We start from the raw sequence: 25,148 nt of genomic DNA, 5'->3' as shown, positions 1-25,148 counted from the left end.
GGGAGACACCGATGACCACCGCACTCGATCTCAACGCCGTGAAGACACGCCAGCAGGTGACCTGGGCCAGCGGCGACTACGGCGCGGTCGCCGCGCTCATCCACCCGATCTCCGAGTGGCTGGTTGCGGCAGCCGACCTGTCGGCCGGCACCCGGGTGCTGGACGTCGCGACCGGCACCGGCAACGCCGCCATCGCCGCCGCCCGCTGCGGCTGCGTCGTCACCGGCGTCGACTACGTACCCGAACTGTTGGAACGGGGCCACGCACGCGCCGCGGCGGAACGCCTCCCGGTCACGTTCGTCACCGGGGACGCGGAGCGGCTGGCGTACGCCGATGGCTCCTTCGACGCGGTGCTGTCCGTCGTCGGCGTGATGTTCGCGCCGGACCAGGAGCGGGCGGCGGCGGAGCTGGTCCGGGTCTGCCGACCCGGCGGGACGCTGGCGTTGGCGTCGTGGACGCCGCAGGGCTTCATCGGCGACCTGTTCCGCACGGTGGGGCGGCACGTACCGCCACCGGCAGGGCTACGCCCGCCGGTCCAGTGGGGCGACGAGGGCCGGCTCCGCGAGTTGCTCGGCGACGCGGCGGGTGAACTGCGGGCGGTACGCCGGGAGTTCGTCTTCCGCTTCGGCACACCGGAGGAGTTCGCCCACTTCTTCCGGGCCAACTACGGGCCGACGTTGAAGGCGTTCGAGGCGCTGCCCGAGGAACGACGACCGGAGTTGCACGCCGACCTGGTGCAGCTGGCCCGTACGAACAACCGGGCCACCGACGGTACGGTGCGGATCCCGGCGGAGTATCTGGAGGTGGTGGCCGAGCGGACGCCCTCGCCAGCCTGAGAGCGGCGGCGGCCGCCCGGGCCACCTGAGGGTGTACGAAGAGCATGGGCGAGGCCGGTCAGTCGTGCCGTTCGGTCCGCTCGATCTCGACGAAGGCGGCAGCCAGATAGCCGTCGAGCGGCCGGCCGGCGGCTGACACCAGGTCGGCGACGAGTAGCGGAGCGTGACGGGCAACCGCCGCCGGGCTGGGCGGATTGTCGTCGTCGCCGGGGTCGTACACGCCGAGCGCCCCGGCGAGGAGCACCAGCATCACGTGCGGATCGACGTCGGCGCACCATTCGGCGGCCGCGCGAACGCAGCGTTCCAGCACCTGGCGGACGTCGTCACCGTCGAGCCCGTCCGGATGTGTCTCCTCCAGCAGCAACCGGACGACGACGCCGAGCACCAGGCCGGACCGGTCTGCACCGGTGAGCCGTTCGACCGCCACCGCGTACGTCGTGGGGTCGCGCTGATGGGCGGCGGTGACGGCCTCGCCGGCCGCGTTGGCGATCTCACGGGCCGATGCGGGCAGATGCCGCCAGGTCACACTCACCGGGCCAGCATGGCAGAGCACACCGACAGCCACCGTGCCCCGCCGGCAAAGAGCCACCTGGCCCCGCCGGCCGAGGTGCGGCCATGTTCGAGCGATCTCCCCGGGCCGCCAGGGACAGGCAGGGGCAAGGACGGGCAGGGACGGGTCGGGCCCCGGAGCGGGTGCTCCGGGGCCCGACTGTCGAGAGGCCAGCCGTCAGGCGGCGGGGACCTCGGCGGTGGTGCGGATGCGGTCGAGCGTCGGGGCGGAGACCGGCGACTGCGCGGTCAGGTACGCCACGAACGCGTCCAGGTCGATCTGGCCGGTGACCAGGTTCGTCCCGCCGGTGAGGGCGCTGAAACCGTCACCGCCGCCGGCCAGGAAGTTGTTCACCGTCACCCGGTAGGTGGCGGCGGTGTCGACGGCGGCGCCGCCGATGGTGAGGCTGCCCCGGACCACGCGGGTGCCGGCGCACGGGTCGGCGACGGTGCCGGTGGTGCCGGCCGGGTCGACGACGTAGCCGACTGTCGACGACGGGTACAGCGTCCGGCCGGTGACGAACTGCTGCTCCAGTACGCAGTAGAGCTGCGCACCGGTCAGGTCGAGTGTCACCAGGTTGTTGGCGAACGGCTGGACCGTGAACGCCTCCTCGTAGGTGACCGGGCCGGCGTCGAGGTCGGCCCGGACCCCGCCGGGGTTCATGAAGGCGGCGACGGCGTTCTGTTCGTCGTCGGTGGCGGCGAGTTGCGCGTCGGCGATCAGGTTGCCCAGTGGTGACTCACCCATCGTCGTACCGAAGAGGGTTTCCTGACTCCGGGTGATCGCCGTGGTGGTCTCGCCGACCTGGCGGCCGGCGACCGGGCCGAGCACCGTCTTGTAGCGGTCGATGAGGGCCGTCTGCTTCGGGTCCTTGGCGACGTCGCGGGTGACCACCATGTTCTCCGCCTTGGCGGAGATGACGTCACCGGTCCGGCGGTCGATCTTCAGGTCGATGTCGGTGACCAGGCGGCCGAACGAGCTGGCGCTGGTGACGAGCTTGCCGTTGATGTCGCAGTTGTACGCCTGGTGGGTGTGGCCGCTGACCACCACGTCGATCGACGGGTCCATCCGGTTGGCGATGTCCACGATGGGCCCGGTCATGCCGACGCAGTCGTTGATGCCACCGGTGGCGGCCTGGGTGCCGCCCTCGTGCAGCAGCACGACGATCGCCTCCACGCCCTTGCGCCGCAGCTCACGGGCGTACCGGTTGGCGGTGTCGGCCTCGTCGGCGAAGGTGAGGCCCGCGACGCCCTGCTGGCTGACGATCTCCGGGGTGCCCTCCAGGGTCATCCCGATGAAGCCGACCTTGACGCCCTGCACCTTGTGGATCGCGTACGGCGCCAGCAGCGGCTTGCCCGTGGCGGTCTTGAAGGCGTTGGCGGACAGGTACTTGAAGCCGGCGCCCCGGTACGGGGTGCCGTCGGCGCAGCCGTCCACCGGATGGCAGCCGCCGTTCTGGATCCGCAGCAGCTCGGCGGCGCCCTCGTCGAACTCGTGGTTGCCGACGCTGGCGTAGTCCAGCCCGGCCATGCTCAACGCCTCGATGGTGGGCTCGTCGTGGAACGCGGCCGAGAGCAGCGGAGACGCGCCGATCAGGTCACCGGCGGCGACGGTGATGGTGTTCTTCTTCTTGGCGGCGGCGCGCAGCTCGGCCAGGTGGGTCGCGAGGTATTCGACGCCGCCCGCGGTCTGCCCGGCGATGGTGCCGCTGGACCCGCTCGGCGGTTCGAGGTTGCCGTGGAAGTCGTTGAGTGCCAGCAGTGTGACGTCGACCGGCTTCGGTCGTGCGTCCGCCTGCTCGGGGGTGGTGGCGACCGCGCCGAGCGCTGCCACCGCGAGCGCGGTCAGGGCGACGCCGGCCCGACGCATCCCGGGAATGGACATGGGACTCCTCGTGAGAATCGGCGCGTGTGCGGTGCCCGGCCTGTGGGTCGACCGGGTCGCCGACCGACGCCGTCGGAAGTGTCGATCGTGGATGGCGGCGCATCGGGGGTCGCCGCTCTCCGACAGCCTCTCATCCGAACGCCGACCGGTCGAGCCGGGCGCTCGGCGTGACCCGCACGGCCCGTCGCGGTCTTCGCGCCGCCCTTGTCAGTCGGCGGTGAGCGCGTCGGTGACCAGGGCCGCGACGGCGTCGGGCGTCCAGCCTTCGGCGACCCCGGGCCGCTGGGCCAGGTAGTCGGCGATCCGCGCTGCCGGCCATCCGTACGACTCGCGCAGCCCTCGGGCGATCATCCCGAGGTAGAGCGGCGCGGGTGGCCGGCACCGTACGGCCGACGACGGCTCGGGAGCGGTGAAGGTGAGCAGCGGGGCTCCGGCGAGGTGCCCCGGGCAGATCAGCGTCTCGTAGCGTCCGGGGCCGAGCGTGGTCCGGCCGTCGGCGACGGCGGTGTCGACAGCCTCGACGGTCGCCGGAAGTAGGTCGGCGTGGTCGCCCGCTGGGCGGTACATCTCCTGGGCCGCGATGTCGGTGAACTGCTCGATCGTGACCAGGTAGGCCCGGGCTGCGGCCACCCCGGGCAGCTGCGGGTCGTAGAACGCCATCCCGCCGGTCCACGCGCCGGACTCGCCGGCGAAGTAGATCCCGCCGGGCAGGGAGACCGGCACCGACCGCCGGGGCGGACGGGGGTTACGACAGCCCGGGTACGTCCGTCGGCCGCCGGGCGGGCACCCGCCACCGATGTACCACGCCAGCCGGGCGGCGTGCATGTTCGAGCCGTACGCGACGTACCAGACGAGCTTTTCCTCGGCGGTGACCACGACGGGCGCCGCGGGCGGGACGGCGCTCGGGTGCGCGGGCATTGTCGCCTCCTCGGTGCCGGGGGTCCCACGCTAACGGCGGCCGGCGGCTGAACCCACAGGCTGCGTCCACAGGCTGTGGATAGAACGTGTGTACGAAGGTCGTCAACCGCCGCCGTGAGTACGCTTGATCGTGTGGCTCGGCGCTGGCCGAACCCTCCCCTACCTGGAACGACGTGCGAGTGGATCATCAGCGAGTCATCCGTGACGTCACCGTCCGCCTGACGATGGCGTCGAGCGTGCCGGAGGCCTGTCGGTGGACGGTCAGCGCCCTCTCCCAACACACCTCGGCGACCATTTCCGTGCTACTCGACGTCCATGACCGGCTGCGCTGCGTGGCTGCGACCGGCGCCTGGCAGGTCTTCGCCACGGTGCCGGCACGCACCGGCATCGTCGGCCGGGTGTACGCCACCGGGGCCACCGCAGTGGTCCCGGACGTCACCGTCGACCCCGACTACCTTCCGGTACGCCCGGACGTGACCACGGAACTGTGCGTACCGGTGCTGGACCCGTCGGGCCGGACTGTCGGCGTCCTCGACCTCCAGTGGAGCGGGCCTGTCGACCTGGAGCCGTGGCGGGAGACCGCGCAGCGCCTGGCAGCCCTGCTCGGTGCGCGGATCGCCGCACTCGGCGGCCCTCCGGCGGAGAGCCGCAGCGAGAAGCTGCTCCGGCACGCCGCCGCCCTCTCCTCGGCCGAGACCGAGGAGGCGGTGATGAGCGCGGCGACCTGCGCCGCGCGTGAGGTCTCCACCCTCTCCACGGCGGTGCTGCTGATCGGAGGGCCGGACGGCGCGCGGCTCGGGCCGTCCCGGGCGGCCCCCGGCGAGTTGGAGACCCGCATCCGGGCGGAGCTGGCCGGGGCGGGTCCGGAGACGCTGGGCCGGATCGTGGAGCGGGCACACCGGTACGGGGCCGGCTACACGCTGGGCGAGGTGGGACATCCGCCCACGGAGGACTACCAGGCACTGACCCGGGCCGGGGTACGCACGCTCATCGCCGTTCCGGTCGGCCCGTCCGACACTGGCGGGGCGCTGCTCGTGGCCGACGCGCGGGTGCTGCGCCCCGATCCGACGACGGTCAGCCTCATGGAACTGCTCGCCGGGCAGGCGTGGACCAGCCTGGAACGGCTGCACACACTGGCCCGCCTCCGGGAGCAGGCCAGCTCGGACCCGCTGACCGGGCTGCGGCACACAGGCCCGTTCGGGCAGCGGATCGCGGCGGCCACCCCCGGGCGTACGGCGCTGCTGGCGATCGACGTGGACGGCTTCAAGACTGTCAACGACACGTACGGCCACCAGGCCGGCGACCGGGTGCTTGTCGGGCTGGCCCGGGCGCTGGAGGGGGCGTTGCGGCACGGGGACGAGCTGTACCGGATCGGTGGTGACGAGTTCGTCGCGGTGATCGAGGTGAACCGTCCGGAGGAGGCGGTCCGGATCGCCGAACGGCTGGCCGAGGCCGCCCGCCGCATCGGGCGCACGATCAGCGTGGGTGTTGCGCTGCCCCGCCCCGGCGAGTCCCCCGACGGCACCCTGCGAAGAGCCGACCAGGCCCTCTACGCGGTAAAACGCCAAGGCCGAGACGGAGTCCACCTAGCAGCGGCCTAACCAAATCTGGCCCTCGCGCTGCTCCCCCGCGCCCGCGCGCCCTCCCCCTGCGGGGTCGATCATGGAGTTGTGGTGCCTCATAAACCGGGCATCACGACACCATCTGCCCACCACAACTCCATGATCGACGGGGGCGGGGAGGGCAGGGCAGGGCAGCGACGGGGCAGCGCAGGGCAGGGGCGCCGGTTACTGGTTTTTTAGCTCTTTGGCTATTAGTTCGGCTATCTGGGCCGTGTTGAGGGCTGCGCCCTTGCGGAGGTTGTCGCCGGTGACGAAGAAGTCCAGGGCGCGCGGGTCGTCGAGGGCGCGGCGGATCCGACCCACCCAGGAGGGGTCGGTGCCGACCGCGTCGATCGGCATCGGGAACTCCCCAGAGGCGGGGTCGTCGACGAGGATCACGCCGGGCGCGTTGCGCAGCGCCTCGCGGGCGCCTTCGGCGTCCACCTCGGTGGCGAAGACCGCGTGGACGGCCACCGAGTGGGCGGTCACGACTGGCACCCGGACGCAGGTGGCGCTGACCTTGAGGTCGGGCAGGCCGAGGATCTTCCGCGACTCGTTGCGGATCTTCATTTCCTCGGACGACCAGCCGTCGTCGGCGGGTGAGCCGGCCCAGGGCACCACGTTGAGCGCCAGCGGGGCCGGGAACGGGCCGAGGTCGTCGCCGACGGCCTGGCGGACGTCGCCGGTGCGCGAGCCGAGCGCGCGATCACCGGCGACCTTGGCGAGTTGGTCGTGCAGGATGTCCACCCCGGCTTTGCCTGCTCCGGAGACCGCCTGGTAGGAGGCGAGCACCAATTCCCGCAGGCCGTACTCGCGGTGCAGCGGGGCGACCGCGACGATCATCGCGAGGGTGGTGCAGTTGGCGTTCGCGATGATGCCCCGGGGCCTGTTGCGTACCTCCTCGGGATTGATCTCCGGAACGACGAGCGGGACGTCCCGGTCCATCCGGAAGGCGCCGGAGTTGTCGACGGCGATCGCGCCGCGGGCGACGGCGATCGGCGCCCACTCGGCGGAGACCTCGTCAGGCACGTCGAACATCGCCACGTCGACGCCGTCGAAGGCCTCCGGTGTCAACGCCTGGACGACGAGTTCCTCGCCCCGGCACTGCACCCGCTTGCCGACCGACCGCTCGGAGGCGAGGAGCCGGATCTCACCCCAGACGTTGCGACGCCCGGTGAGCAGCTCACACATCACGGTGCCGACGGCACCTGTCGCTCCGACCACGGCGAGGGTGGGCAGCGCCGTCATGGGGCGCTACCTACCCGTCCCCGCGTAGACAACGGCTTCGCTGTCGCCGCCCAACTCGAACGCGTCGTGGATGGCGCGCACCGCGGCGTCGAGGTCGGTGTCCCGGCAGACGACGGAGACCCGGATCTCGGAGGTGGAGATCATCTCGATGTTGACACCTGCCGCGCCGAGCGCGGCGAAGAAGCCGGCGGCCACACCGGGGTGCGAGCGCATGCCGGCGCCGATCAGCGAGACCTTGCCGACGTGGTCGTCGTAGAGCAGGCCCTTGAACTTGACCGGCTCCTGGATCTTGCTGAGGGCGGCCATCGCGGTCGGGCCGTCGGCCTTGGGCAGCGTGAACGAGATGTCCGTCCGGCCGGTGCCCTCGGTGGAGACGTTCTGCACGATCATGTCGAGGTTGATCTCGGCACCGGCGACGGTGTCGAAGATCCGCGCGGCGGCACCCGGCTCGTCGGGCACGCCGACGATCGTGATCTTGGCCTCGCTGCGGTCGTGCGCGACCCCGGTGATCAGTGCCTGCTCCATGGAAAGGTCCTCCATCGATCCGGTGACCATCGTGCCGGTGTTGGTCGAGTATGACGAACGGACGTGGATCGGCAACCCCGCCCGGCGGGCGTACTCCACGCTACGAAGGTGCAGCACCTTGGCGCCGCACGCGGCCAACTCCAGCATCTCCTCGTAGGTGATCTGCTGGATGTGCCGCGCGTTGGGCACGATCCGAGGGTCGGCGGTGAAGATGCCGTCGACGTCGGTGTAGATCTCGCACACGTCGGCGTGCAGCGCGGCGGCGAGCGCCACGGCAGTGGTGTCCGAACCGCCCCGACCCAGCGTGGTGACGTCCTTGGTGTCCTGCGAGACGCCCTGGAAACCGGCCACGATCACCACAGCGCCCTCGTCGAGCGCGCCCTTGAGCCGCCCGGGGGTGACGTCGATGATCCGTGCGCGACCGTGCACCGAGGTGGTGATCACGCCGGCCTGCGAGCCGGTGAACGAGCGGGCTTCGTACCCCAGGTTGTGGATCGCCATGGCCAGCAGGGCCATCGAGATCCGCTCCCCGGCGGTGAGCAGCATGTCCAGCTCGCGGCCCGGCGGCAACGGGCTGACCTGATTGGCCAGGTCGAGCAACTCGTCGGTGGTGTCTCCCATCGCGGAGACCACCACCACGACGTCGTCGCCAGCTTTACGGGCGGCGACGATGCGCTCGGCCACCCGCTTGATGCGCTCGGCATTGGCGACGGAGGACCCGCCGTACTTCTGCACCACGAGTGCCACGACGGTGCACTCCCTCCCAGCGTCCCTGAGCGTGCCGACGCCGCCGGAACCGGGGCCGGCGGCGCGTGTCAGACCCCATGAGGGTATCCGGCGGGTCAGGACGCCGGGTTGTGTGATCCCACCATCCGGCCCGCGCGGGCCAACGGCCAGCGCGGGTGACCAGGTCCGCAAGCCCGCACGGTACGTCGGCACGCCGCGCCCGACACGCCGAGGGCACGCCGCGCGCCGCTTCCCCGCGATCCTGCGGCACCCATCAGAATGAGCCGGTGCCCGTCCTCATCCGCTCGGCCGGCCGCGTGCTCGGGCCGCTCGTGTTCGCCCTGCCTGCTGTCCTGGTCTCCTGCACCAGCGAGCAACCCGCTCCCCCACCGCCTGTCGATCCCGGGCCGGTGAGGGTGGACGCCGCCCGGGACGAGCTTGCCGCCCTGGCCGCGGCCGCGCAGGATCGCCACCTCGTGGCGCAGTACGTCTTCAGCCAGCCCGGCCGACCGGACCGCAGCATCGTGTTCACAAGCGCGAACGACGGCAGTTGGCGGGTCGACGTGCCAGGTGGTGCGCTTGGCGGCACCGTCGACGTCTCGCTGGCGGCCACCACCGACGGGCTGTTCCAGTGCGCCCTGCCGTCGAGCGCTCGACCGGAGCCGGCGCACTGCGTACGCCTCGGGGATCGCGACGACGCGCTCCCGCGCCGGTTGGACCCTCGCGTCCACCATCCGCTCACCGACTGGCTGGCTGTGCTTACCGACAGGCGTGCGCCGTTGGCGGTGGCTCCGGCCAGCCCGCAGGAGGGCGTCACCGGCGCCTGCTACTCGGTGGAGTCCACCTCGGCTTCGCTGAACGCCCCGTTGGACGTCGGCATCTACTGCTACGACCGGGACGGCACGCCGACAGGTGTCCGGACGGCGGCCGGGACGCTGCGGCTGGCCGCCCCGCCCGGTCCCGCGCCGGCGAGCGTGCAGTTGGCCGGGCCGGTGGTGGTGGACGTGGAGCCCCTCGGCACGGCGGCGCCGCCGACTCCTGACCCGTCGGACAGCCCAGGCGCGGGAACGTCTTGACCTTCGTCCCGTTACGGGTGTCATTGACCACATTTGGGGAGCCCATCCTGAGCGGCGAATCACCCATACAGGACGATTCTCGGCATGGCTGACCTCACCCCGCTGCTCGCCTTCCGCTGGAGCCCCTGGGCCTTCGACCCCCGCGCCGAGCTGACCCCGGACGAGGCGGCCTCACTGCTGGAGGCCGCGCGCTGGGCGCCGTCGGAGGAGAACGGGCAGCCCTGGCGGTTCGCCCTCGGTCACCGGGACGACGAGAACTGGAAGCGGATCATGGTCAGCCTCCCGGACGACGACCAGTGCTGGGCCCGGCACGCCGCAACACTGGTGGTCGGCGCGCACACCGGCGGGGACGCCGAGCGTGCCGCGTACGACCTCGGTCAGGCGATGGCCCACCTGACCCTTCAGGCCACCGCGCTCGGCCTGCACGTGCGTCAACTCACCCGCTTCGACCAGGTCAGCCTCGCCACCGAGCTCAACCTGCCCGTCGGCGTACGCCCGCTGGTTGTCGCCGCCGTCGGCCGTCTCGGGGACCCGTTCGCCCTCCCGGCCGACCTGCGCGCCCGCGAAACCGGCCTCCGTCACCGCCGCCCGGTCACCGACCTGCTGCTCTGCTGAGCGCCCCTCGGATCACCCGCCACGGCTTGCCCGGAGCAGGACCTTCGCGGCCTCGGTATTGCCGTAGAGGACGTGCCGGCCCTGCCGAACCCGGTGGACCAGGCCGGCGGCGTGCAGCGCGGCCAGGTGCTGGGAGACGTTCCCGGCGGACATCCCGGTGAGTCGGGCCAGATCGGTGGTGCTGGTCGCGGTGTCGAGCAGGTGCAGCAGCGCCGCCCGGCCCGGGCCGACCACCCGTGCCAGCGAGTCACCAGGTGGCGACGGGGTCGCCTCCCAGAGCGTTCCGACAGCCCGGACCGGGTACGCGCCGGCCGGCAGCGAGTCCTCCAGCAGGTTCCACAGCACCCGCCGCTCGGTGAACACCGTCGGGTTGAGCGCCAACCCACGACCGCGCAGGTCGAAGTCCCGCTCGAACGGGTCGTCGCTGACCACCCGGTCACCGAGCCAGCGCAGGCTCGGGTGGAGCTGCTCGAAGAACCGGCCGGCACCGCCCTCGGCGAGCTGAGCGGCGCGGTACGCCACATCGGCGTCGAGAAGCGCCCGCATCCGCGGCCAGTCCGGGGCGATCGCCTCGTCGTACCAGACCCGTACGGCGTCGACGAGCTGCGGCAGCAGCCCGCGGGGATCGGCGAGCAGCGCAAGCCCGAACGGGCTCAGCGGCCGGCGCGGGGTGGTCGCCAGCAGGTCCTGGACCACCACGGCCGGCGGCGTCGCGGCGATCTGGTCCAGTTGCTCGGCCATCTCCACGTTCGGTCGGGCCGCCGGGGTGAGGAAGTCGGGCAACCAGCAACCCGCCCGGGCCAACTCCGTGAGCGGGCGAACCCGGGCGGCCACCTCGGGACGACGCACCGTCACCCGGGCCCTGTCGATCCAGGGCAGGTGCACCGCATAGCGGACCGGGCTGCCAAGCGCCCACATGCTCATGACCGTCTCGTTGACCGGCGACACGGCGAGCCGTACTCCCGCGACGTCGGCCAGGCTGAACCGCAACTCCGACACACGCACCCCCGCACGATTCGGCCCAGCCTAAAAGGTTCGACCGATGCCGTGGGGGCACGATTCACTCAGCAGCCATGGGGGCCAGAGACATCATCCGCACCGCCGTCCGTAACGTCGTACCGCCGCCCGGGCTGACCCGCGCCCTGGCCGTGCAGGCAATGGTCTACGCCGTCGGTAGCGGCCTGTTCCACGCCGGCAGCGCCGTCTTCTTCACACGGGCGCTCGGGCTCAGCGCCGCCCAGGTCGGGCTGGGGCTGTCCATCGCGGCGGGGGTGTCGCTGCTGGGCACGGTCCCGCTGGGCGGGCTCACCGACAGGTACGGACCGCAGCGGGTCTGGGTGTTCGGGCTGGTGCTGGACGCGATGCTCTTCGCGACGTACCCGTTCGTCGGCGGCTTCGCGGGCTTCCTCGCCGTGGTGGTGGCGCTGGCGACCGTGGACGCCGCCACCGGCGTGGCCCGTCAGGTCTACTCGATCAACGCGCTCCCTCCGGCGGAACGGGTCACGGGGATGGCGTACCAGCGTTCGTCGCTGAACGTCGGGTTCGGGCTGGGCGCGGTGATCAGCGGCGTGGTGCTGGCGGTGGACACGATGGCGGCGTACCGGGGGATGGTCTGGTTCATCTCGACGGTGATCCTGGTGACGGCCCTGTTCGTGCGGCGACTGCCACGGCTGCCCCACGTGGTCCGGCCCACGGAGCCGATGAGCCGGCTCGCCGTACTGCGGGACCGGCCGTTCCTGGCGGTGTCCCTGCTGTCCGGGCTGCTCACCGCGCACGGGGTGCTGTACCTGACGGTGATGCCGCTCTGGATCCTCACCCACACGGATGCCCCGAAGACGGTGATCGCCGCTCTGGTGCTGCTCAACACGGTCCTGATCGTGCTGCTCCAGGTACGCGTCAGCCGGGGCGCCGACACCGCTGCGGGCGCGGCGCGGGCGTCGCGCCGGGGCGGCCTGCTGATCGCCGTGTTCTGCCTGGTCCTGCCGATCTCCGGCGTTACCCGGGGTGGGCTCACCATCGTGGTGCTCGTGGCCGCCGCGACGCTGCTGATCCTCGCCGAGTTGATCGAGTCGGCGGGCACCTGGGGCCTCACGGCCACCCTGCCACCGGCCGACCAGCGCGGCGCCTACGTGGGGGCGTTACGCCTGGGCACGCAGGTGCAGTTCCTGATCGCCCCGGCCGGGCTGACGGCGCTCGGGGTGACCACCGGCGGATGGGGCTGGTATCCGACGGCGGCGATCTTCGTTCTGGTCGGGCTCGCGATCGTGCCCGTGGTGGCCTGGGCTGAGCGGACTCCGAGGCTGGGTGCCATGGCCCCGGAGGAGAACATGACGTCGGTCCCATAGTCCGGACGTTCCTTTCCACCCCCAGTTCCATCACGTAGGGTGACCTGGTCATGTGGCAGGCGCTTCTTCTCCTTAGCCGCCGCGACGAGGCCTAACCGGCCGGCACCTCGTCGCGGAGTCGCATCGCGCCGTCCAGCACATCCGAGCTTTTCATCGGCAGTCGCGTGGGCACCGCAGCCCGACGCCTCGCCGACACCTTCCGATCTGCTGACGCCACATGTTCCAGGGAGCACTCTGAGATGGCTCAACCTGTCACCGACGCTGAGACCGATCCCTTCGCCCGGCAGCGCCCGAGCGGAATGCCGTACCACCGCTACCAGCCGTACCAGGAGCAGTTCCGCATCGACCTGCCGGATCGCACCTGGCCCACCCGCCACGTCGAGGCCGCGCCGCGGTGGTGCGCGGTAGACCTGCGCGACGGCAACCAGGCGCTGATCGACCCGATGTCACCCGAGCGCAAGCGCCGGATGTTCCAGTTGCTGGTGCAGATGGGCTACAAGGAGATCGAGGTCGGCTTCCCGTCGGCGAGCCAGACCGACTTCGACTTCGTCCGGCAGCTCATCGAACAGGACATGATCCCGGACGACGTCACGATCCAGGTCCTCACCCAGTGTCGGGAGCACCTGATCGACCGGACGTTCGAGTCGCTGCGCGGCGCGAAGCGGGCCATCGTGCACTTCTACAACTCGACGTCCACGCTCCAGCGCCGGGTCGTATTCGGCCTGGACCGCGACGGCATCGCCGACATCGCCACCAGCGGCGCCCGGCTCTGCCAGAAGTACGCAGAGATCCACACCCCGGACACCGAGATCTTCTACGAGTACTCGCCGGAGTCCTACACGGGCACCGAGCTGGAGTACGCGCTGGAGGTCTGCTCCCGGGTCATCGACGTGATCGACCCGACGCCCGACCGCCCGCTGATCATCAACCTGCCGGCCACCGTCGAGATGGCGACGCCGAACGTGTACGCCGACTCGATCGAGTGGATGCACCGGCACCTGCCGCGCCGCGACAGCGTGGTGCTGAGCCTGCACCCGCACAACGACCGGGGCACCGGTGTGGCCGCCGCCGAGCTGGGCCTGCTCGCCGGCGCGGACCGCATCGAGGGCTGCCTGTTCGGCAACGGCGAGCGCACCGGCAACGTCGACCTGGTGACGCTGGGGCTCAACCTGTTCTCCCAGGGCATCGACCCGATGATCTCCTTCTCCAACATCGACGAGATCCGGCGGGCCGTCGAATACTGCAACCAGCTGCCCGTGCACGAGCGCCACCCGTACGCGGGCGACCTGGTCTACACCGCCTTCTCCGGCTCCCACCAGGACGCCATCAAGAAGGGCTTCGACGCCCTCAACGCCGACGCGAAGGCGGCCGGCGTGCCTGTGGACGAGCAGACCTGGGCGGTGCCGTACCTGCCGATCGACCCGAAGGACCTGGGCCGCACCTACGAGGCGGTCATCCGGGTCAACTCGCAGTCCGGCAAGGGCGGCGTCGCGTACATCATGAAGAGCGAGCACCAGCTGGACCTGCCCCGGCGGCTCCAGATCGAGTTCTCCGGTGTGGTGCAGCAGGTCACCGACCACGACGGCGGCGAGGTCGAGCCGGCCGCCATGTGGGAGATCTTCGCGACGCACTACCTGCTCGACCACCAGCCTGACCCGGCGGTCCGGCTGGCCGGCTACACGATCGGCACCACCGACGGCAAGGTCGAGATCGAGGCCCAGGTCGGCGTCGGCGCCGAGGAGCGGTCGCTCACGGCGATCGGCAACGGCCCGATCGATGCGTACGTCAACGCGCTCCAGTCGATCGGCGTCGGCGTCCGGGTGCTCGACTACCACGAGCACGCGCTGTCCTCCGGTGGGGACGCGCAGGCCGCCGCGTACGTGGAGTGCGAGGTGGACGGTCACACGGTGTGGGGTGTCGGCACCGACGCCAACATCGTCACCGCCTCGATCAAGGCGGTCACCAGCGCCGTCAACCGCGCCCGCCGCTGAGCTGTAAGGAAGGGCCCCTTGTTAGCGCCCAGGCGTTAACAAGGGGCCCTTCCTTACATCGGGGCGTTTCCTATCGCGGAGGTGTCGCGGCGGGCATCGAGTGGCAGGGCTGCGACGGCGGGGCCGCGCGGGGCGGTCGGTGGACCAGCACGAGCGCCAGCGCGGCGCCGGCCAGCAGCAGGCCCGCACACCACAGCAACGAAGCACGGTACGCGTCGGTGAGCGCGGCCTTCTGCTCGTACCCGCCACCGGAGAGGCCGACAAGCAGCGGCAATGCGGCGACCGCTAGCAGACCGCCGGCCCGGGACGCGGCGTTGTTGAAGCCGCTGGCCACCCCGGAGAACCGGTCCTGCACCGCCGCCAGCACCGACGCGGTCAGGGGCGCCACCACAAGGGTCAGTCCGAGACCGAAGAGCAGCACTCCCGGCAGTACGTCCCGCCAGTACGACGCGCCCGGCCCGACGCCGCGGAGCAGCAGCAGACCGGCGGCGGCCACCACCGGCCCGACGGCAAGCGGCAGCCGCGGGCCGATCCGCGCGGACAGCGCACCGGCCCGTGCCGATCCGACGAGCAGCAGGACCGTCATCGGCAGCAGCGCGATCCCGGTGCGGAAGGCCGACCACTCGACGACGTTCTGGAGATAGACGGCGAAGAAGAAGGTGAAACCGCCGAGCGCCGCGTAGACCACCACTGTGAAGATGTTCAGCACCGAGAAAAGTCGACTGCTGAAGAGCCCGGTGGGCAGCATCGCCGTGTCGCCGCGTCGCCGTTCCAAGAGGACGAACGCCACTGCGGCCAGCACTCCGACGAGCGCCGCGACAAGCACCGGGGCGGAGGTGTGGCCGCGCGCGGGCGCGTCGATGAGGGCGTACGTAATGCCGGCGAGTGCGAGCGCGCCGAGCAGCGCCCCGGCCACGTCGAACCGGCGTCGGGTGCGCCCCGGTCCCTGCGTCCGCGAGACGTTCTCGTCACGGCTCTCCGGCACCCACCGCACGGCGGCCAGCACCACGAGTACGGCGAGCGGCACGTTCAGGAAGAAGATCCACCGCCAGGACAGGGCGTCGATCAGCCAGCCGCCGATGAACGGACCCAATGCCGTGGAGACACCGGACAGTCCGGCCCAGGCACCGATCGCCCGCCCTCGGTCGTCGGGGTGGAAGCTCGCCTGGAGCACCGACAGGGACCCGGGGGTGAGCAGCGCGCCGCCGATACCCTGGAGGAACCGGGCCGCGATGAGCGCGCCGGTGCCCTGGGCCAGCCCGCACAGCACCGAGGCTACGGTGAACCACACCACCCCGATCAGGAAGACCCGACGCCTGCCGAAACGGTCCCCGAGTGCCCCGCCGAGCAGCACGAACGCCGCCAGCATCAGCAGGTAGCCGTTGACGGTCCACTGAAGATCGGCCACATTGGCATCGAGATCCTGGCCGAGTTTCGGCAGCGCCACGTTGACGACGGTGCTGTCGAGGAAGACCATTCCGGAGGCGAGGACTGCGGCGAGCAGCGTCCCCCGACCGGCGGCGGTGCCCATCCGCAGAGCGGGCGCGGGTGCGGAGGCGGTCATCTCACCAATCTGCCCTGCAGGATGTGGGAGACGCCACGAAACGCCGAAACCGTTCCCCGGGTACTGTGCGCAATCGCCGGGAGCCCGCAAGCTGGAGAGGTGTCGTCTGTGCGTACCAGATCAGGATCGCGCGCGGCGGTGACCGCGCTCGTCGCGGCGCTGGCGCTTGGCGTTGCCGGTTGTGTCCCACCGGATGAACCGGAGGCTGCCCCGTCGTCGGGTGGCGGCGGCAACACGGCCCAGCAGTTGGGTGAGCTGACCGTCGCCGAAGCAGGCTCGATGAAGGGCTACAGCCGGAGCCGTTTTCCGCACTGGCGGAACACCGGCAAGAACTGCGATGTGCGGGACACCATCCTGCAGCGCGACGGCGAGGACGTGAAGCTGTCGGGCTGCAACGTGGTCGGTGGTCGGTGGGAGAGCGTGTACGACGGTCGCAGCGCCGCCGACCCCTCCGACGTGGACATCGACCACATGGTGCCGTTGGCCAACGCGTGGCGCTCGGGTGCCGACGAGTGGGACGACGCGAAGCGCGGCGATTTCGCGAACGACACCACACGACCGCAGCTCTTCGCGGTTTCGGCGTCGTCGAATCGGTCGAAGGGTGACCAGGACCCGTCCCAGTGGAAGCCAGCAAACCGGTCGTACTGGTGTCAGTACGCGGAAGACTGGGTAGCCGTCAAGCACTACTGGCGACTGACGGTGACCAGTGCGGAGAAGTCCGCTCTGACCGACATGTTGGAGGGCTGCAGGGTGGGGAGCAATTCGTGACAGAGGCCGAGGGGGCTGGTGACAAGACCCCGGCCACAGCAGGCATGACCGCGGACGGTGCCGCCGAGACCCCGGCCGCCGTGCCGGGGGCCGGCATGGTCGCGGATTCCGACGGTGCCGGCGGCGCGCAGAGCCGTACCGCCGACATCGTGCCGGGGCCGGGCGGGGTGATGACCGACGAGGTCGGCGTCGTCACCGGCGAGTTGACCCTGCGCACCGATTACGCGGACGGCAAGGTCACGCTGCAGGTGCAGTACAAGGACGCCGACGAGTGGTACGCGGTGACCGGCGGGTCGGTCCCGCTGGGCGACCCGGCAGGGCTGGACGCGGTGCACGGTGTCGCTGTGGCACTGCTGCACCGCCCGGAGGGCTGACCGCGCCCGACAAAGTGATACCTCTGAGTCATCTTGATGACTCAGAGGTATCACGCTCACGAGGCAACGGCCCCGCGCCCCGTCAGACGTACGAGCCGGGCTCGCTGGGTGCGGAGACCACGCCCGGTGACTCGCCCTCGCCCTCGGGGCGGACGATCTGCACGCTGACCTTGTGCGGGCGCAGTTCCCCACTGGCGATCTGCTCGGCGAAGTGGCAGGCCACCCGGCTGGTGCCGATCTCCCGCAGCACCGGCCGCTCGTCGGCGCAGCGGGTGGGCTGCGCCCACGGGCAGCGCGTGTGGAAACGGCAGCCGGACGGCGGGTTGGCCGGCGAGGGCAGGTCGCCCGCGAGCAGGATCCGCTCCCGCCGGTCCTCCACATCCGGGTCCGGCACGGGCACCGCGGACATCAACGCCCGGGTGTACGGATGCAGCGGCTCGGTGTAGAGACGGTCGCTCGGCGCTTCCTCGACAAGCGCGCCCAGGTACATCACGCCGACAGTGTCGGAGATGTGCCGCACGACCGCCAGGTCGTGCGCGATCACCAGGTAGGTCAGCCCGAGGCTGTCCTGTAGCTCGTCGAGCAGGTTCACGACCTGGGCCTGGATCGAGACGTCCAGCGCCGAGACCGGCTCGTCGGCGACGATCAGCTCCGGCCCGAGCACCACCGCACGGGCGATGCCGATGCGCTGGCGCTGCCCGCCGGAGAACTCGTGCGGGTAGCGGGACAGCGCCCAACGGGGCAGCCCCACAGCGTCAAGGGTCTCGCCGATGATCCGCCGACGGTCGTTGCGGTCGGCGCCGATCCCATGGGTCTGGAGGCCCTCGGTCAGGATCGACTCGACGTTCTGCCGGGGGTCGAGGCTGGACATCGGGTCCTGGAAGATCATCTGCATCCGGCGCCGCATGGTGCGCAGCTTGCCCGCCGGCAGCTTCGTCAGCTCGACGCCGTCGAAGTTCACCTCGCCCGCGGTCGGCGGTGTGAGCTGGAGCAGTGCACGACCGAGCGTCGACTTTCCGCAGCCGGACTCACCGACCAGCCCGTACGTCTTGCCGCGCGGGATGCTCAGGTCGACCCCGTCGACGGCCTTCACATGCCCGACCACCCGGTCGAAGAGCACTCCCCGTCTGATCGGGAAGTGCACCTTCAGGTCGCGTACCTCGACGAGGATGTCGTTGTCGCTCACGCTGGCTCCTCCTCGCGTGGGGCGGGCACCGTGCCGGGCACGGGCTCCGGGTTGACGCACCGGTAGCTCCGCCCGTCGTAGGTGTGTACCAGCTCCGGCGACTGCCCCACACACTCGTCGGTCCGACGGGCGCAACGCGGGGCGAAGGCGCAGCCATCCGGCCAGGGCAGCAGATCCCGGACCGAACCGGGAATCGGGGTGAGCTTCTCGCCCCGCCCGGCGTCCAGGCGCGGCACCGAACCGAGCAGACCCACTGTGTACGGGTGACGCGGCTCGCGGAACAGCGGACGACGGCGGGCCGTCTCCACCACCCGGCCGGCGTAGAGCACGTTGACGGTGTCGACCATGCCGGCCACCACACCGAGATCGTGCGTGATCATCAGCAGCGCGGTGCCGGAGTCCCGGACCAGTTCCTTGAGCAGCTCCAGGATCTGGGCCTGGATGGTGACGTCCAGCGCGGTGGTCGGCTCGTCGGCGATCAGCAGCCGAGGCTGGCAGGCCACCGCCATCGCGATCAACGCCCGCTGCCGCATCCCGCCGGAGAGCTGGTGCGGGTACTCCTTCAGCCGGCGCTTCGGGTCCGGGATGCCGACCCGGTCCAGCAGCGACGCAGCCTCCTTGGCCGCGGTCTCGCCCTTCATCCCCCGGTGCCGGGCGAGCACCTCGGTCACCTGCAACCCGATCGGGATCACCGGGTTCAGCGAGGAGAGCGGGTCCTGGAAGATCATCGCGATGTCCCGGCCCCGGATGTCACGCCGGGACCGGTCGTCGAGCTGGAGCAGGTCGGTGCCGTCGAAGACGGCCTTGCCACCGACGCGCAGGCCAGGCTGCTTCGGCAACAGGCCCATGATCGCCAGTGACGTGACGCTCTTGCCGCAGCCGGACTCGCCGACCAGGCCGACGACCTCACCGGCGTCGACGGAGAAGGACACGCCGTCGACCGCGTGCACGGCCCGCTGGCCCCGCCGGGCGAACGTGACGGACAGATCATCCACTTCGAGCAGTGCCATCAGGGGGCCTACTTCCGCAGCTTCGGGTCGAGGGCCTCGCGCATCGCCTCACCCAGCAGGGTGAAGCCGAGCGCGGTGATGATGATCGCGACCGCCGGGTAGATCGCCAGTGACGGTCGGATGCCGAGGTACTGCTGCGCGTCGGCGAGCATGACCCCCCATTCCGGTACGGCGGTGTCGGGGTTGCCCAGACCCAGGAACGAGAGCGCCGCGGCCTCGATGATCGCGGTGGCCAGGGTCAGGGTGGCCTGCACGATCACCGGGGCGAGGGAGTTCGGCACCACGTGGGTCAGTGCGATCTTCGACTTCTTCACGCCGAGCGAGGTGGCCGCCAGCACGTAGTCGCTGTTGGCCTGGGAGATCATCGAGCCGCGCAGCAGCCGGGCGAAGACCGGCACCGAGACCACGCCGACCGCGATCATCACAGTGGTCAGGCTGGCACCGAGCAGCGCGGCGATGCTTACCGCCAGCAGCAGGCTCGGCATCGCCAGCAGCATGTCGACGAACCGCATCAGGGTGGTGTCGATCCACCGCCCCCACCGGCCACCGAGGCCGGCCGCGGCACCGGAGACGCCGCCGATGAGCGCGCCGACCGCCAGGCCGATCAGTGTGGAGACCACGCCGACCAGCAGAGTCTGCCGGGCACCCACAATCATCCGGCTGAACTCGTCACGACCCTGGTGGTCGTAGCCGAACCAGTGGTCGCCGTTGGGGCCGGGGATGACACCCGGCTTGATCAGACCCTCACGGATGCCGATCGTGTCGGTCGGCGCGTACGGCACGAGGAACGGCCCGATCACCGCGACCAACACGAAGATCGCCAGGATGACCGCACCGACGACTGCCGCCGGGTTACCGCGCAGCCGGCGGAAAGCCTCCTGCCACAGGCTGACGCCACGCTCGTCGTCGCGGGCGGCCAACTCCGAGAGCCGGTCGATCTTTTCGCGCTTCTTGCCCGGGCTGAGGGTCATCGCACCCTCACCCTCGGGTCGATGAAGCTGTAGGAGAGGTCGACCAGAAGGTTCACCAGCACGTACACCACCGCGATGATCAGAATGAAGCCCATCAGCACCGGATAGTCGCGTTGGCCGATGGCCTCGGCGACGAAGGCCCCGATGCCGCTGAAGGCGAAGACGGTCTCGGTCAGTACGGCGCCGGAGAGCAGACCGCCGGCGAGCAGGCCGATCGACGTGGCCACCGGCAGCATCGCGTTACGCAGCACGTGCCGGGTACGGACCGTCCGCTCGGTCAGACCCTTGGCCTCGGCGGTCCGGACGAAGTCCTCGTTGAGCACCTCCAGCACGCTCGCCCGGGTGATCCGGACGATGATCGCCAGCGGGATGCTGGCCAGCGCGATGGCGGGCAGCACGAGATGCCAGAGGGCGTCGGCTGCCGCGTCCCACTCGCGGGTCATGAGCCCGTCGAGGACGAAGAAGTTGGTGATCCGGGTCGCGCCGAGCGTCGGGTCCTGCCGACCGCTGGACGGGAACCAGTGCAGGTTCTCCGAGAAGATCGCCTTGAGCACGTAGCCGAGGAAGAAGACCGGGATGCAGATGCCGATCAGCGACCCGCCCACCGAGGCGTGGTCCAGGAACCGGCCCCGACGGCGGGCGGCCAGATAGCCCAGCGGGATGCCGACGCCGATCGCGATCACCATCGCGGTGATCGTCAGCTCCACGGTTCCGGGGAAGCGCTCGATGAACTCGGTGGTGACCGCCCGCTTCGTGGAGGTCGAGGTGCCCAGATCGAGCTTGATCATCCGGCGAACGAACCGCCCGTACTGCACCAGGATGGGCTCGTCGAGGCCCATGTTGCGGCGGATGGCGGCACGCATCTCGGGCGTACCGCGCTCGCCGAGGATCGCGGTCTCCGGGCCGCCGGGCAGCCGGCGGAGCCAGATGAAGAGCAGAAGGGAGAGCCCGAACAGCGTGGGTATCAGCTGAAGCAGGCGCCTGACGATGAACCGGAACACGGCGGCCTCGAAGGGGTGCGGAGGGTTGCGGGCGGGCGCTGTGCGACAGCGCCCGCCCGCGTTCCTTGCGTCAGATCAGGACTTACTTGAACTCGGCGGTGGCGAAGCGCTCGTCGGTGAGCGGGCTCGCCTTGACGCCGGTCACGTCCTTGCCGAACACGATCGCCGGCGGCGAGTGCGAGATCGGCACACCAGGCAGGAAGTCCATCACGGACTTGTTCAGGGCCTTGTACTTCTCGGTCCGGGCCGCGATGTCGGCGGTGCCGTCCGCGTCCTTGAACTGGTCGAACAGGGCCTTGTTGTTGAAGCCCCACTCGTCCTTCGGCCGGTCGAAGAACGTACCGATGAAGTTGTAGGCGTCGCCGTAGTCACCGGTCCAGCCGAGGAAGTGCAGGTCGTGCTTGTTGCCCGAGGTCGTAGCGTTGAGGTAGTCCGGGCTCCACTTGAGCGGGATCGCCTCGACCGTGATGCCGACCGCCTTCAGGTCCGCCGAGAGCAGCTCGAAGATGTCCTTCGGGTTCGGCATGTACGGCCGGGTGACCTCGGTCGGGTAGTGGAACTTCAGCGTGAGGTTCGACGCGCCGGCCTCGGCCAGCAGCGCCTTCGCCTTGGCCGGGTCGTAGGTGTACTTGGTGACGTCGCCGTTCCAGCCCTCGACGGTGTCGGGCATGAAGTTGTCGGCGACCTTGGCGCCCGGGGGCAGCTTCGAGTCGACAAGCTGCTGACGGTTCAGCGCGTACGCGATGGCCTGCCGGACCTTCAGGTCGGCGAGCTTCGGGTTGCCCTTCTGGTTGATCGCCAGGTAGAGCACGTTGAACGCCGGGCGGGTGAGCATGTTGAAGCCCTCGCTCTTCAGCGGCTCAACGTCGGCCGGGCCAACCAGGTCGTAACCCTGGATGTCACCGGAGCGCAGCGCCTGCTTGCGAGCGTTCTCGTCCGAGATCGTCTTGAAGATCAGGGTCTTCAGCTTGGCCTTGGTGCCGGCGTAGTCCTCGTTGCGCTCCAGGGTCAGCGTCTTGTTCGCGACGTCCCAGGACTTGAACTTGAACGGGCCGGTGCCGGTCGGGTGCTCAGTGGCGTACGACGGGTACTTGATGTCGTCCGCGGTGCCGCCCACGTTGCTGGCGTCGAACTCCTGCAGCGCCTTCGGGCTGTGGATGGAGAACGAGGGCAGCATCAGCGCGGCCGGGATCTTGCTGGAGACCCGCGTGAACGACAGGTCCACGGTGGTCGCGTCCTTGGCGGCGCAGGACTTGAAGAGGCTCGGCGGCAGGTCCGCGTTCTCGTTGGCGGCGAAGCCACCCATGACGTCCTGCCAGTACGCGGTCACGTCCGGGCTCTGCATGAGGCCCTTGGCGTTGTACCAACGGTTGAAGTTGACGCAGACGGCCTCGGCGTTGAAGTCGGTGCCGTCGTGGAACTTCACACCGGAGCGGAGCTTGAAGGTCCAGGTGGTGCCGGCGGCGTCCGGGGTCCAGGACTCGGCCAGACCGGGGGTGACCTTGGTGCCACCCTCCTCCGGGCGGACCAGGGTCTCGAAGACCTGACGCGCCACACGCAGCGACTCGCCGTCGCTGGCGAAGCTCGGGTCGAGCACCTTCGGGTCTCCGGCGACGCCGAAGACGAGGGTGTCCTTCTTACTATCGCTGGAACTGTCGTCGCGGTTGCTCTCGGCGCAGCCTGCTACCGCGAGGGCCGCGACCGCGACGGCCGCGATCGCGACCTTCGGCCTGGGTGCACGCATCGTGCTTCACCTCGTCCTTGGGGGTACGGACAACGTGGTGACAGGGGTCACCGATGGCGGTGACCATAGCTCCCGTGGCGTCCAGCCGGAAACAGGCGGGTGGACGGTTGGTATCGGATCGTGCCCCAACAGCCGTTTGACATTCGAATCGAAGGCCAACATCGCTCTGCACCGAACAATCTGAATCCACGATGCCAAACTGTTACGTCTAACCGGCCCGATGAGCACGCAGGTGTCAGATCAATTCAGGGCAGCGACAAGGGCATGACGTGGTGATGGTCGGCACCCGGACCGGGTGCCGACCATCGGCTGCACGAAACGGATTTCAGACTGCCCGGCGCCCCTCGAAGGCCCGACCAAGGGTGATCTCGTCGGCGTACTCCAGGTCGCCCCCGACCGGCAGCCCACTGGCCAACCGGGTCACCGCGATGCCCATGGGCTTCACCATCAGCGCCAGGTAGGTGGCGGTCGCCTCGCCCTCGGTGTTCGGGTCGGTGGCAAGGATCAACTCCCGCACCGTCCCGTCACCGAGCCGGATCAGCAACTCCCGGATACGCAGGTTGTCCGGCCCGATCCCCTCCAGCGGATTGATCGCGCCGCCGAGCACGTGGTAGCGACCCCGGAACTCGCCGGTCCGCTCGATGGCCACCACGTCCTTGGGCTCCTCGACCACGCACAGCACCTCGTTGGTGCGGCGCGGGTCGCGGCAGATCCGGCACTGCTCGGACTCGGCCACGTTGTAGCAGGTCGTGCAGAACCGCACCAGCTCCTTGACCTTGCGCAGCGCGCCGGCCAGCCGGTTGACGTCGGCCGGATCCGCCGACAGGACGTGGAACGCGATCCGCTGAGCGCTCTTCGGGCCGACGCCCGGCAGCCGACCGAGCTCGTCGATCAGGTCCTGGATGGCACCTTCGTACATCTGCCGGCTCAGAAACCGGGCAGGCCGAGGCCGCCCATGCCACCGGCGACCGGGCCCATCTTGCGCTCGGTCAGCTCCCGTGCGGCCTCGGCGGCGTTGTGCACGGCCGCAACCACAAGGTCCTCAAGCGTCTCAACGTCGTCCGCGTCGACGGCCTTCGGGTCGATCTTGATCGCCTTCAGCTCACCGGAGCCGGACACGGTCGCGGTGACAAGTCCACCGCCCGCCGTACCGGTCAGCTCGGCCTCGGCCAACTCGGCCTGCGCGGCGGCGATCTGCTGCTGCATCTTCTGCGCCTGCTTCAGCATCTGCTGCATGTTCGGCTGTCCACCTGGGCGCACGGATGGCTCCTTCTCGCACTCGTCTGCTCGGCCGCCGCCCAGCCTAACCGCTGTGGCCGCCCCCGCCCCGCCCGGTGCGCGCGCCCACGCCGAGCAGCCGGAACGACCCCGGGTACGGCTACCACCACCCTCAATCGGCCATCTGGCGGTAGTGCGCCGGGCACCGCCGCGCTGGTCTGCTCGACGTCATGAATCTCAACCGCACCGGCCGCGTCGGCGCGTTGTGCTTGGTGGCCGCGGCACCGGTCTTCCTGGTCGCCAACCTGGTGACCGGCCTGCGCTGGCAGGACCCCACCTACAGCTGGGCCACCAACAACATCAGCGACCTCGGCAACGTCCACTGCGGGATCTGGGACACCACCCGCCCCCGCTACGTCTGCTCGCCCTGGCACCCGCTGATGAACACCGCGATGCTGGCCACCGCCGCACTCCTCGCCGTCGGCCTCCTGCTGACCTGGCGCATCCTCGGTCGCGGCGGTGTGGTCCGCTCGGCCCAGGCGCTGCTACTGCTGGCCACCATCGGGTACGCCCTCGCCGCCCGCTACCCGGCCGACGTCGACGAGAACCTGCACGTCCTCGGCGCGTTCCTGATCATGGGAGTGGGCAACATCGGCCTGCTCCTCGCCGGCTTCGCCCCAGGCAGCACACTGCTCGGCCGGTGGCGGCGGCTCACCCTCGCCGCCGGGCTCACCGCGCTGGTAGGAACAGTGCTGTTCGCCGCCCAACAAGGCATAGGGATCGGGGTAGGAGGCATGGAACGCATAGCCGTACTCCCGTTCCCCCTGTGGGCCTGCTGTGCAGGAGTCCTACTAGCCGAAACTCCAACCCCAGCCCCCGGCGCCCCTGCCCCGCCTAGCCCCGCCCTGCCCGTCCCACCCTCGCCCCGTCGATCATGGAGTTGTGGTGCCCGCTTTGATCAGTGAAGGGTGGTTTGTCCCCCACCACAACTCCATGA

General features: G+C 70.3%; 23 protein-coding genes. 9 read left to right on the top strand and 14 right to left on the bottom strand.

What is annotated here, in order from left to right:
- The first annotated feature begins 11 nt into the window (after positions 1-11).
- On the top strand, positions 12-836 hold the full coding sequence (locus F4558_RS28035) for a class I SAM-dependent methyltransferase (protein WP_167946699.1): 825 nt from the start codon (positions 12-14) through the stop codon (positions 834-836).
- Positions 837-894: 58 nt separating this feature from the next.
- Here the strand turns inward: F4558_RS28035 and F4558_RS28030 are convergent, their stop codons facing one another.
- From F4558_RS28030 to F4558_RS28020, 3 genes are all read right to left on the bottom strand, one after another.
- A complete protein-coding gene (locus tag F4558_RS28030; RefSeq protein ID WP_312877406.1) occupies positions 895-1,368 on the bottom strand; it encodes a hypothetical protein in 474 nt (157 codons plus the stop codon).
- A gap of 195 nt (positions 1,369-1,563) precedes the next feature.
- Positions 1,564-3,270, bottom strand: coding sequence for a bifunctional metallophosphatase/5'-nucleotidase (locus F4558_RS28025; protein WP_053654868.1), 1,707 nt, complete (start codon positions 3,268-3,270; stop codon positions 1,564-1,566).
- A gap of 207 nt (positions 3,271-3,477) precedes the next feature.
- Complete coding sequence (locus tag F4558_RS28020; RefSeq protein WP_167946698.1) at positions 3,478-4,188, bottom strand: histone deacetylase; 711 nt, start codon at positions 4,186-4,188, stop codon at positions 3,478-3,480.
- 179 nt (positions 4,189-4,367) lie between these two features.
- Here F4558_RS28020 and F4558_RS28015 point away from each other — a divergent pair, with 179 nt between their 5' ends.
- Positions 4,368-5,789 (top strand): diguanylate cyclase, encoded by a 1,422-nt coding sequence (locus tag F4558_RS28015; RefSeq protein ID WP_167946697.1) that lies wholly within the window; start codon positions 4,368-4,370, stop codon positions 5,787-5,789.
- A gap of 186 nt (positions 5,790-5,975) precedes the next feature.
- Here the strand turns inward: F4558_RS28015 and F4558_RS28010 are convergent, their stop codons facing one another.
- Both F4558_RS28010 and F4558_RS28005 read right to left on the bottom strand, forming a co-directional pair.
- Positions 5,976-7,037, bottom strand: a complete 1,062-nt coding sequence (locus tag F4558_RS28010; protein WP_053654872.1) for an aspartate-semialdehyde dehydrogenase — start codon at positions 7,035-7,037, stop codon at positions 5,976-5,978.
- 6 nt (positions 7,038-7,043) lie between these two features.
- Positions 7,044-8,309 carry an aspartate kinase gene (locus F4558_RS28005; RefSeq protein ID WP_053654874.1) on the bottom strand — a complete coding sequence of 422 codons (1,266 nt, stop codon included), beginning with the start codon at positions 8,307-8,309 and terminating at the stop codon, positions 7,044-7,046.
- Positions 8,310-8,575: 266 nt separating this feature from the next.
- On the opposite strand from F4558_RS28005, the gene F4558_RS28000 reads away from it, so the two are divergent.
- Positions 8,576-9,364: a hypothetical protein gene (locus F4558_RS28000; RefSeq protein WP_312877405.1), complete on the top strand. Its 789-nt coding sequence runs from the start codon at positions 8,576-8,578 to the stop codon at positions 9,362-9,364.
- A gap of 84 nt (positions 9,365-9,448) precedes the next feature.
- Positions 9,449-9,979, top strand: coding sequence for a nitroreductase family protein (locus F4558_RS27995; protein ID WP_053654876.1), 531 nt, complete (start codon positions 9,449-9,451; stop codon positions 9,977-9,979).
- 12 nt (positions 9,980-9,991) lie between these two features.
- Here the strand turns inward: F4558_RS27995 and F4558_RS32275 are convergent, their stop codons facing one another.
- Positions 9,992-10,984 (bottom strand): ArsR/SmtB family transcription factor, encoded by a 993-nt coding sequence (locus tag F4558_RS32275; RefSeq protein ID WP_167946696.1) that lies wholly within the window; start codon positions 10,982-10,984, stop codon positions 9,992-9,994.
- A 68-nt stretch (positions 10,985-11,052) separates the two neighbouring features.
- On the opposite strand from F4558_RS32275, the gene F4558_RS27985 reads away from it, so the two are divergent.
- The gene (locus tag F4558_RS27985; protein ID WP_167946695.1) at positions 11,053-12,324 is read left to right on the top strand and encodes an MFS transporter; all 1,272 of its coding nucleotides are present in this window, start codon (positions 11,053-11,055) and stop codon (positions 12,322-12,324) included.
- A 239-nt stretch (positions 12,325-12,563) separates the two neighbouring features.
- Positions 12,564-14,315, top strand: a complete 1,752-nt coding sequence (gene leuA / locus F4558_RS27980; protein ID WP_053654882.1) for a 2-isopropylmalate synthase — start codon at positions 12,564-12,566, stop codon at positions 14,313-14,315.
- 70 nt (positions 14,316-14,385) lie between these two features.
- Here the strand turns inward: leuA and F4558_RS27975 are convergent, their stop codons facing one another.
- Positions 14,386-15,879 (bottom strand): MFS transporter, encoded by a 1,494-nt coding sequence (locus tag F4558_RS27975; protein WP_167946693.1) that lies wholly within the window; start codon positions 15,877-15,879, stop codon positions 14,386-14,388.
- Positions 15,880-15,987: 108 nt separating this feature from the next.
- Here F4558_RS27975 and F4558_RS27970 point away from each other — a divergent pair, with 108 nt between their 5' ends.
- Together F4558_RS27970 and F4558_RS27965 are read left to right on the top strand one after the other, a co-directional pair.
- On the top strand, positions 15,988-16,647 hold the full coding sequence (locus tag F4558_RS27970; RefSeq protein ID WP_053655078.1) for an HNH endonuclease family protein: 660 nt from the start codon (positions 15,988-15,990) through the stop codon (positions 16,645-16,647).
- Entirely contained in the window at positions 16,623-17,021 is a 399-nt protein-coding gene (locus tag F4558_RS27965) for a hypothetical protein (RefSeq protein ID WP_053655080.1), read from the top strand. The genes F4558_RS27970 and F4558_RS27965 overlap by 25 nt, the downstream gene beginning before the upstream one ends.
- 82 nt (positions 17,022-17,103) lie before the next feature.
- On the opposite strand, the gene F4558_RS27960 is transcribed toward F4558_RS27965, so the two are convergent.
- From F4558_RS27960 to F4558_RS27930, 7 genes are all read right to left on the bottom strand, one after another.
- Complete coding sequence (locus tag F4558_RS27960) at positions 17,104-18,207, bottom strand: ABC transporter ATP-binding protein (protein ID WP_053654886.1); 1,104 nt, start codon at positions 18,205-18,207, stop codon at positions 17,104-17,106.
- A complete protein-coding gene (locus tag F4558_RS27955; RefSeq protein WP_167946692.1) occupies positions 18,204-19,217 on the bottom strand; it encodes an ABC transporter ATP-binding protein in 1,014 nt (337 codons plus the stop codon). Before F4558_RS27955 ends, F4558_RS27960 begins: the two co-directional genes overlap by 4 nt.
- Before the next feature lie 8 nt (positions 19,218-19,225).
- Complete coding sequence (locus tag F4558_RS27950) at positions 19,226-20,188, bottom strand: ABC transporter permease (RefSeq protein ID WP_167946690.1); 963 nt, start codon at positions 20,186-20,188, stop codon at positions 19,226-19,228.
- On the bottom strand, positions 20,185-21,189 hold the full coding sequence (locus tag F4558_RS27945) for an ABC transporter permease (RefSeq protein WP_053654892.1): 1,005 nt from the start codon (positions 21,187-21,189) through the stop codon (positions 20,185-20,187). Before F4558_RS27945 ends, F4558_RS27950 begins: the two co-directional genes overlap by 4 nt.
- An 82-nt stretch (positions 21,190-21,271) precedes the next feature.
- Positions 21,272-22,933 carry an ABC transporter substrate-binding protein gene (locus tag F4558_RS27940; RefSeq protein ID WP_053654894.1) on the bottom strand — a complete coding sequence of 554 codons (1,662 nt, stop codon included), beginning with the start codon at positions 22,931-22,933 and terminating at the stop codon, positions 21,272-21,274.
- A gap of 325 nt (positions 22,934-23,258) precedes the next feature.
- Positions 23,259-23,852: a recombination mediator RecR gene (recR, locus tag F4558_RS27935; protein WP_053654896.1), complete on the bottom strand. Its 594-nt coding sequence runs from the start codon at positions 23,850-23,852 to the stop codon at positions 23,259-23,261.
- Positions 23,853-23,860: 8 nt separating this feature from the next.
- A complete protein-coding gene (locus tag F4558_RS27930; protein ID WP_030489880.1) occupies positions 23,861-24,169 on the bottom strand; it encodes a YbaB/EbfC family nucleoid-associated protein in 309 nt (102 codons plus the stop codon).
- A gap of 212 nt (positions 24,170-24,381) precedes the next feature.
- On the opposite strand from F4558_RS27930, the gene F4558_RS27925 reads away from it, so the two are divergent.
- On the top strand, positions 24,382-25,116 hold the full coding sequence (locus F4558_RS27925; RefSeq protein WP_167946688.1) for a DUF998 domain-containing protein: 735 nt from the start codon (positions 24,382-24,384) through the stop codon (positions 25,114-25,116).
- The last annotated feature ends 32 nt before the right edge of the window (positions 25,117-25,148 follow it).

The organism is Micromonospora profundi (assembly GCF_011927785.1).
Lineage (GTDB): Bacteria > Actinomycetota > Actinomycetes > Mycobacteriales > Micromonosporaceae > Micromonospora > Micromonospora profundi.
This window is presented reverse-complemented; position numbering and strand designations above follow the sequence as displayed.

Coding starts and splice junctions, on each gene's coding strand:
- F4558_RS27955 (WP_167946692.1), bottom strand. CDS start 19,217: ATGGCACTGCTCGAAGTGGATGATCTGTCCGTCACGTTCGCCCGGCGG.
- F4558_RS27940 (WP_053654894.1), bottom strand. CDS start 22,933: ATGCGTGCACCCAGGCCGAAGGTCGCGATCGCGGCCGTCGCGGTCGCG.
- F4558_RS28025 (WP_053654868.1), bottom strand. CDS start 3,270: ATGTCCATTCCCGGGATGCGTCGGGCCGGCGTCGCCCTGACCGCGCTC.
- F4558_RS27930 (WP_030489880.1), bottom strand. CDS start 24,169: ATGCAGCAGATGCTGAAGCAGGCGCAGAAGATGCAGCAGCAGATCGCC.
- F4558_RS28010 (WP_053654872.1), bottom strand. CDS start 7,037: ATGACGGCGCTGCCCACCCTCGCCGTGGTCGGAGCGACAGGTGCCGTC.
- F4558_RS27975 (WP_167946693.1), bottom strand. CDS start 15,879: ATGACCGCCTCCGCACCCGCGCCCGCTCTGCGGATGGGCACCGCCGCC.
- F4558_RS27995 (WP_053654876.1), top strand. CDS start 9,449: ATGGCTGACCTCACCCCGCTGCTCGCCTTCCGCTGGAGCCCCTGGGCC.
- leuA (WP_053654882.1), top strand. CDS start 12,564: ATGGCTCAACCTGTCACCGACGCTGAGACCGATCCCTTCGCCCGGCAG.
- F4558_RS27985 (WP_167946695.1), top strand. CDS start 11,053: ATGGGGGCCAGAGACATCATCCGCACCGCCGTCCGTAACGTCGTACCG.
- recR (WP_053654896.1), bottom strand. CDS start 23,852: ATGTACGAAGGTGCCATCCAGGACCTGATCGACGAGCTCGGTCGGCTG.
- F4558_RS28020 (WP_167946698.1), bottom strand. CDS start 4,188: ATGCCCGCGCACCCGAGCGCCGTCCCGCCCGCGGCGCCCGTCGTGGTC.
- F4558_RS28035 (WP_167946699.1), top strand. CDS start 12: ATGACCACCGCACTCGATCTCAACGCCGTGAAGACACGCCAGCAGGTG.
- F4558_RS27925 (WP_167946688.1), top strand. CDS start 24,382: ATGAATCTCAACCGCACCGGCCGCGTCGGCGCGTTGTGCTTGGTGGCC.
- F4558_RS27950 (WP_167946690.1), bottom strand. CDS start 20,188: ATGACCCTCAGCCCGGGCAAGAAGCGCGAAAAGATCGACCGGCTCTCG.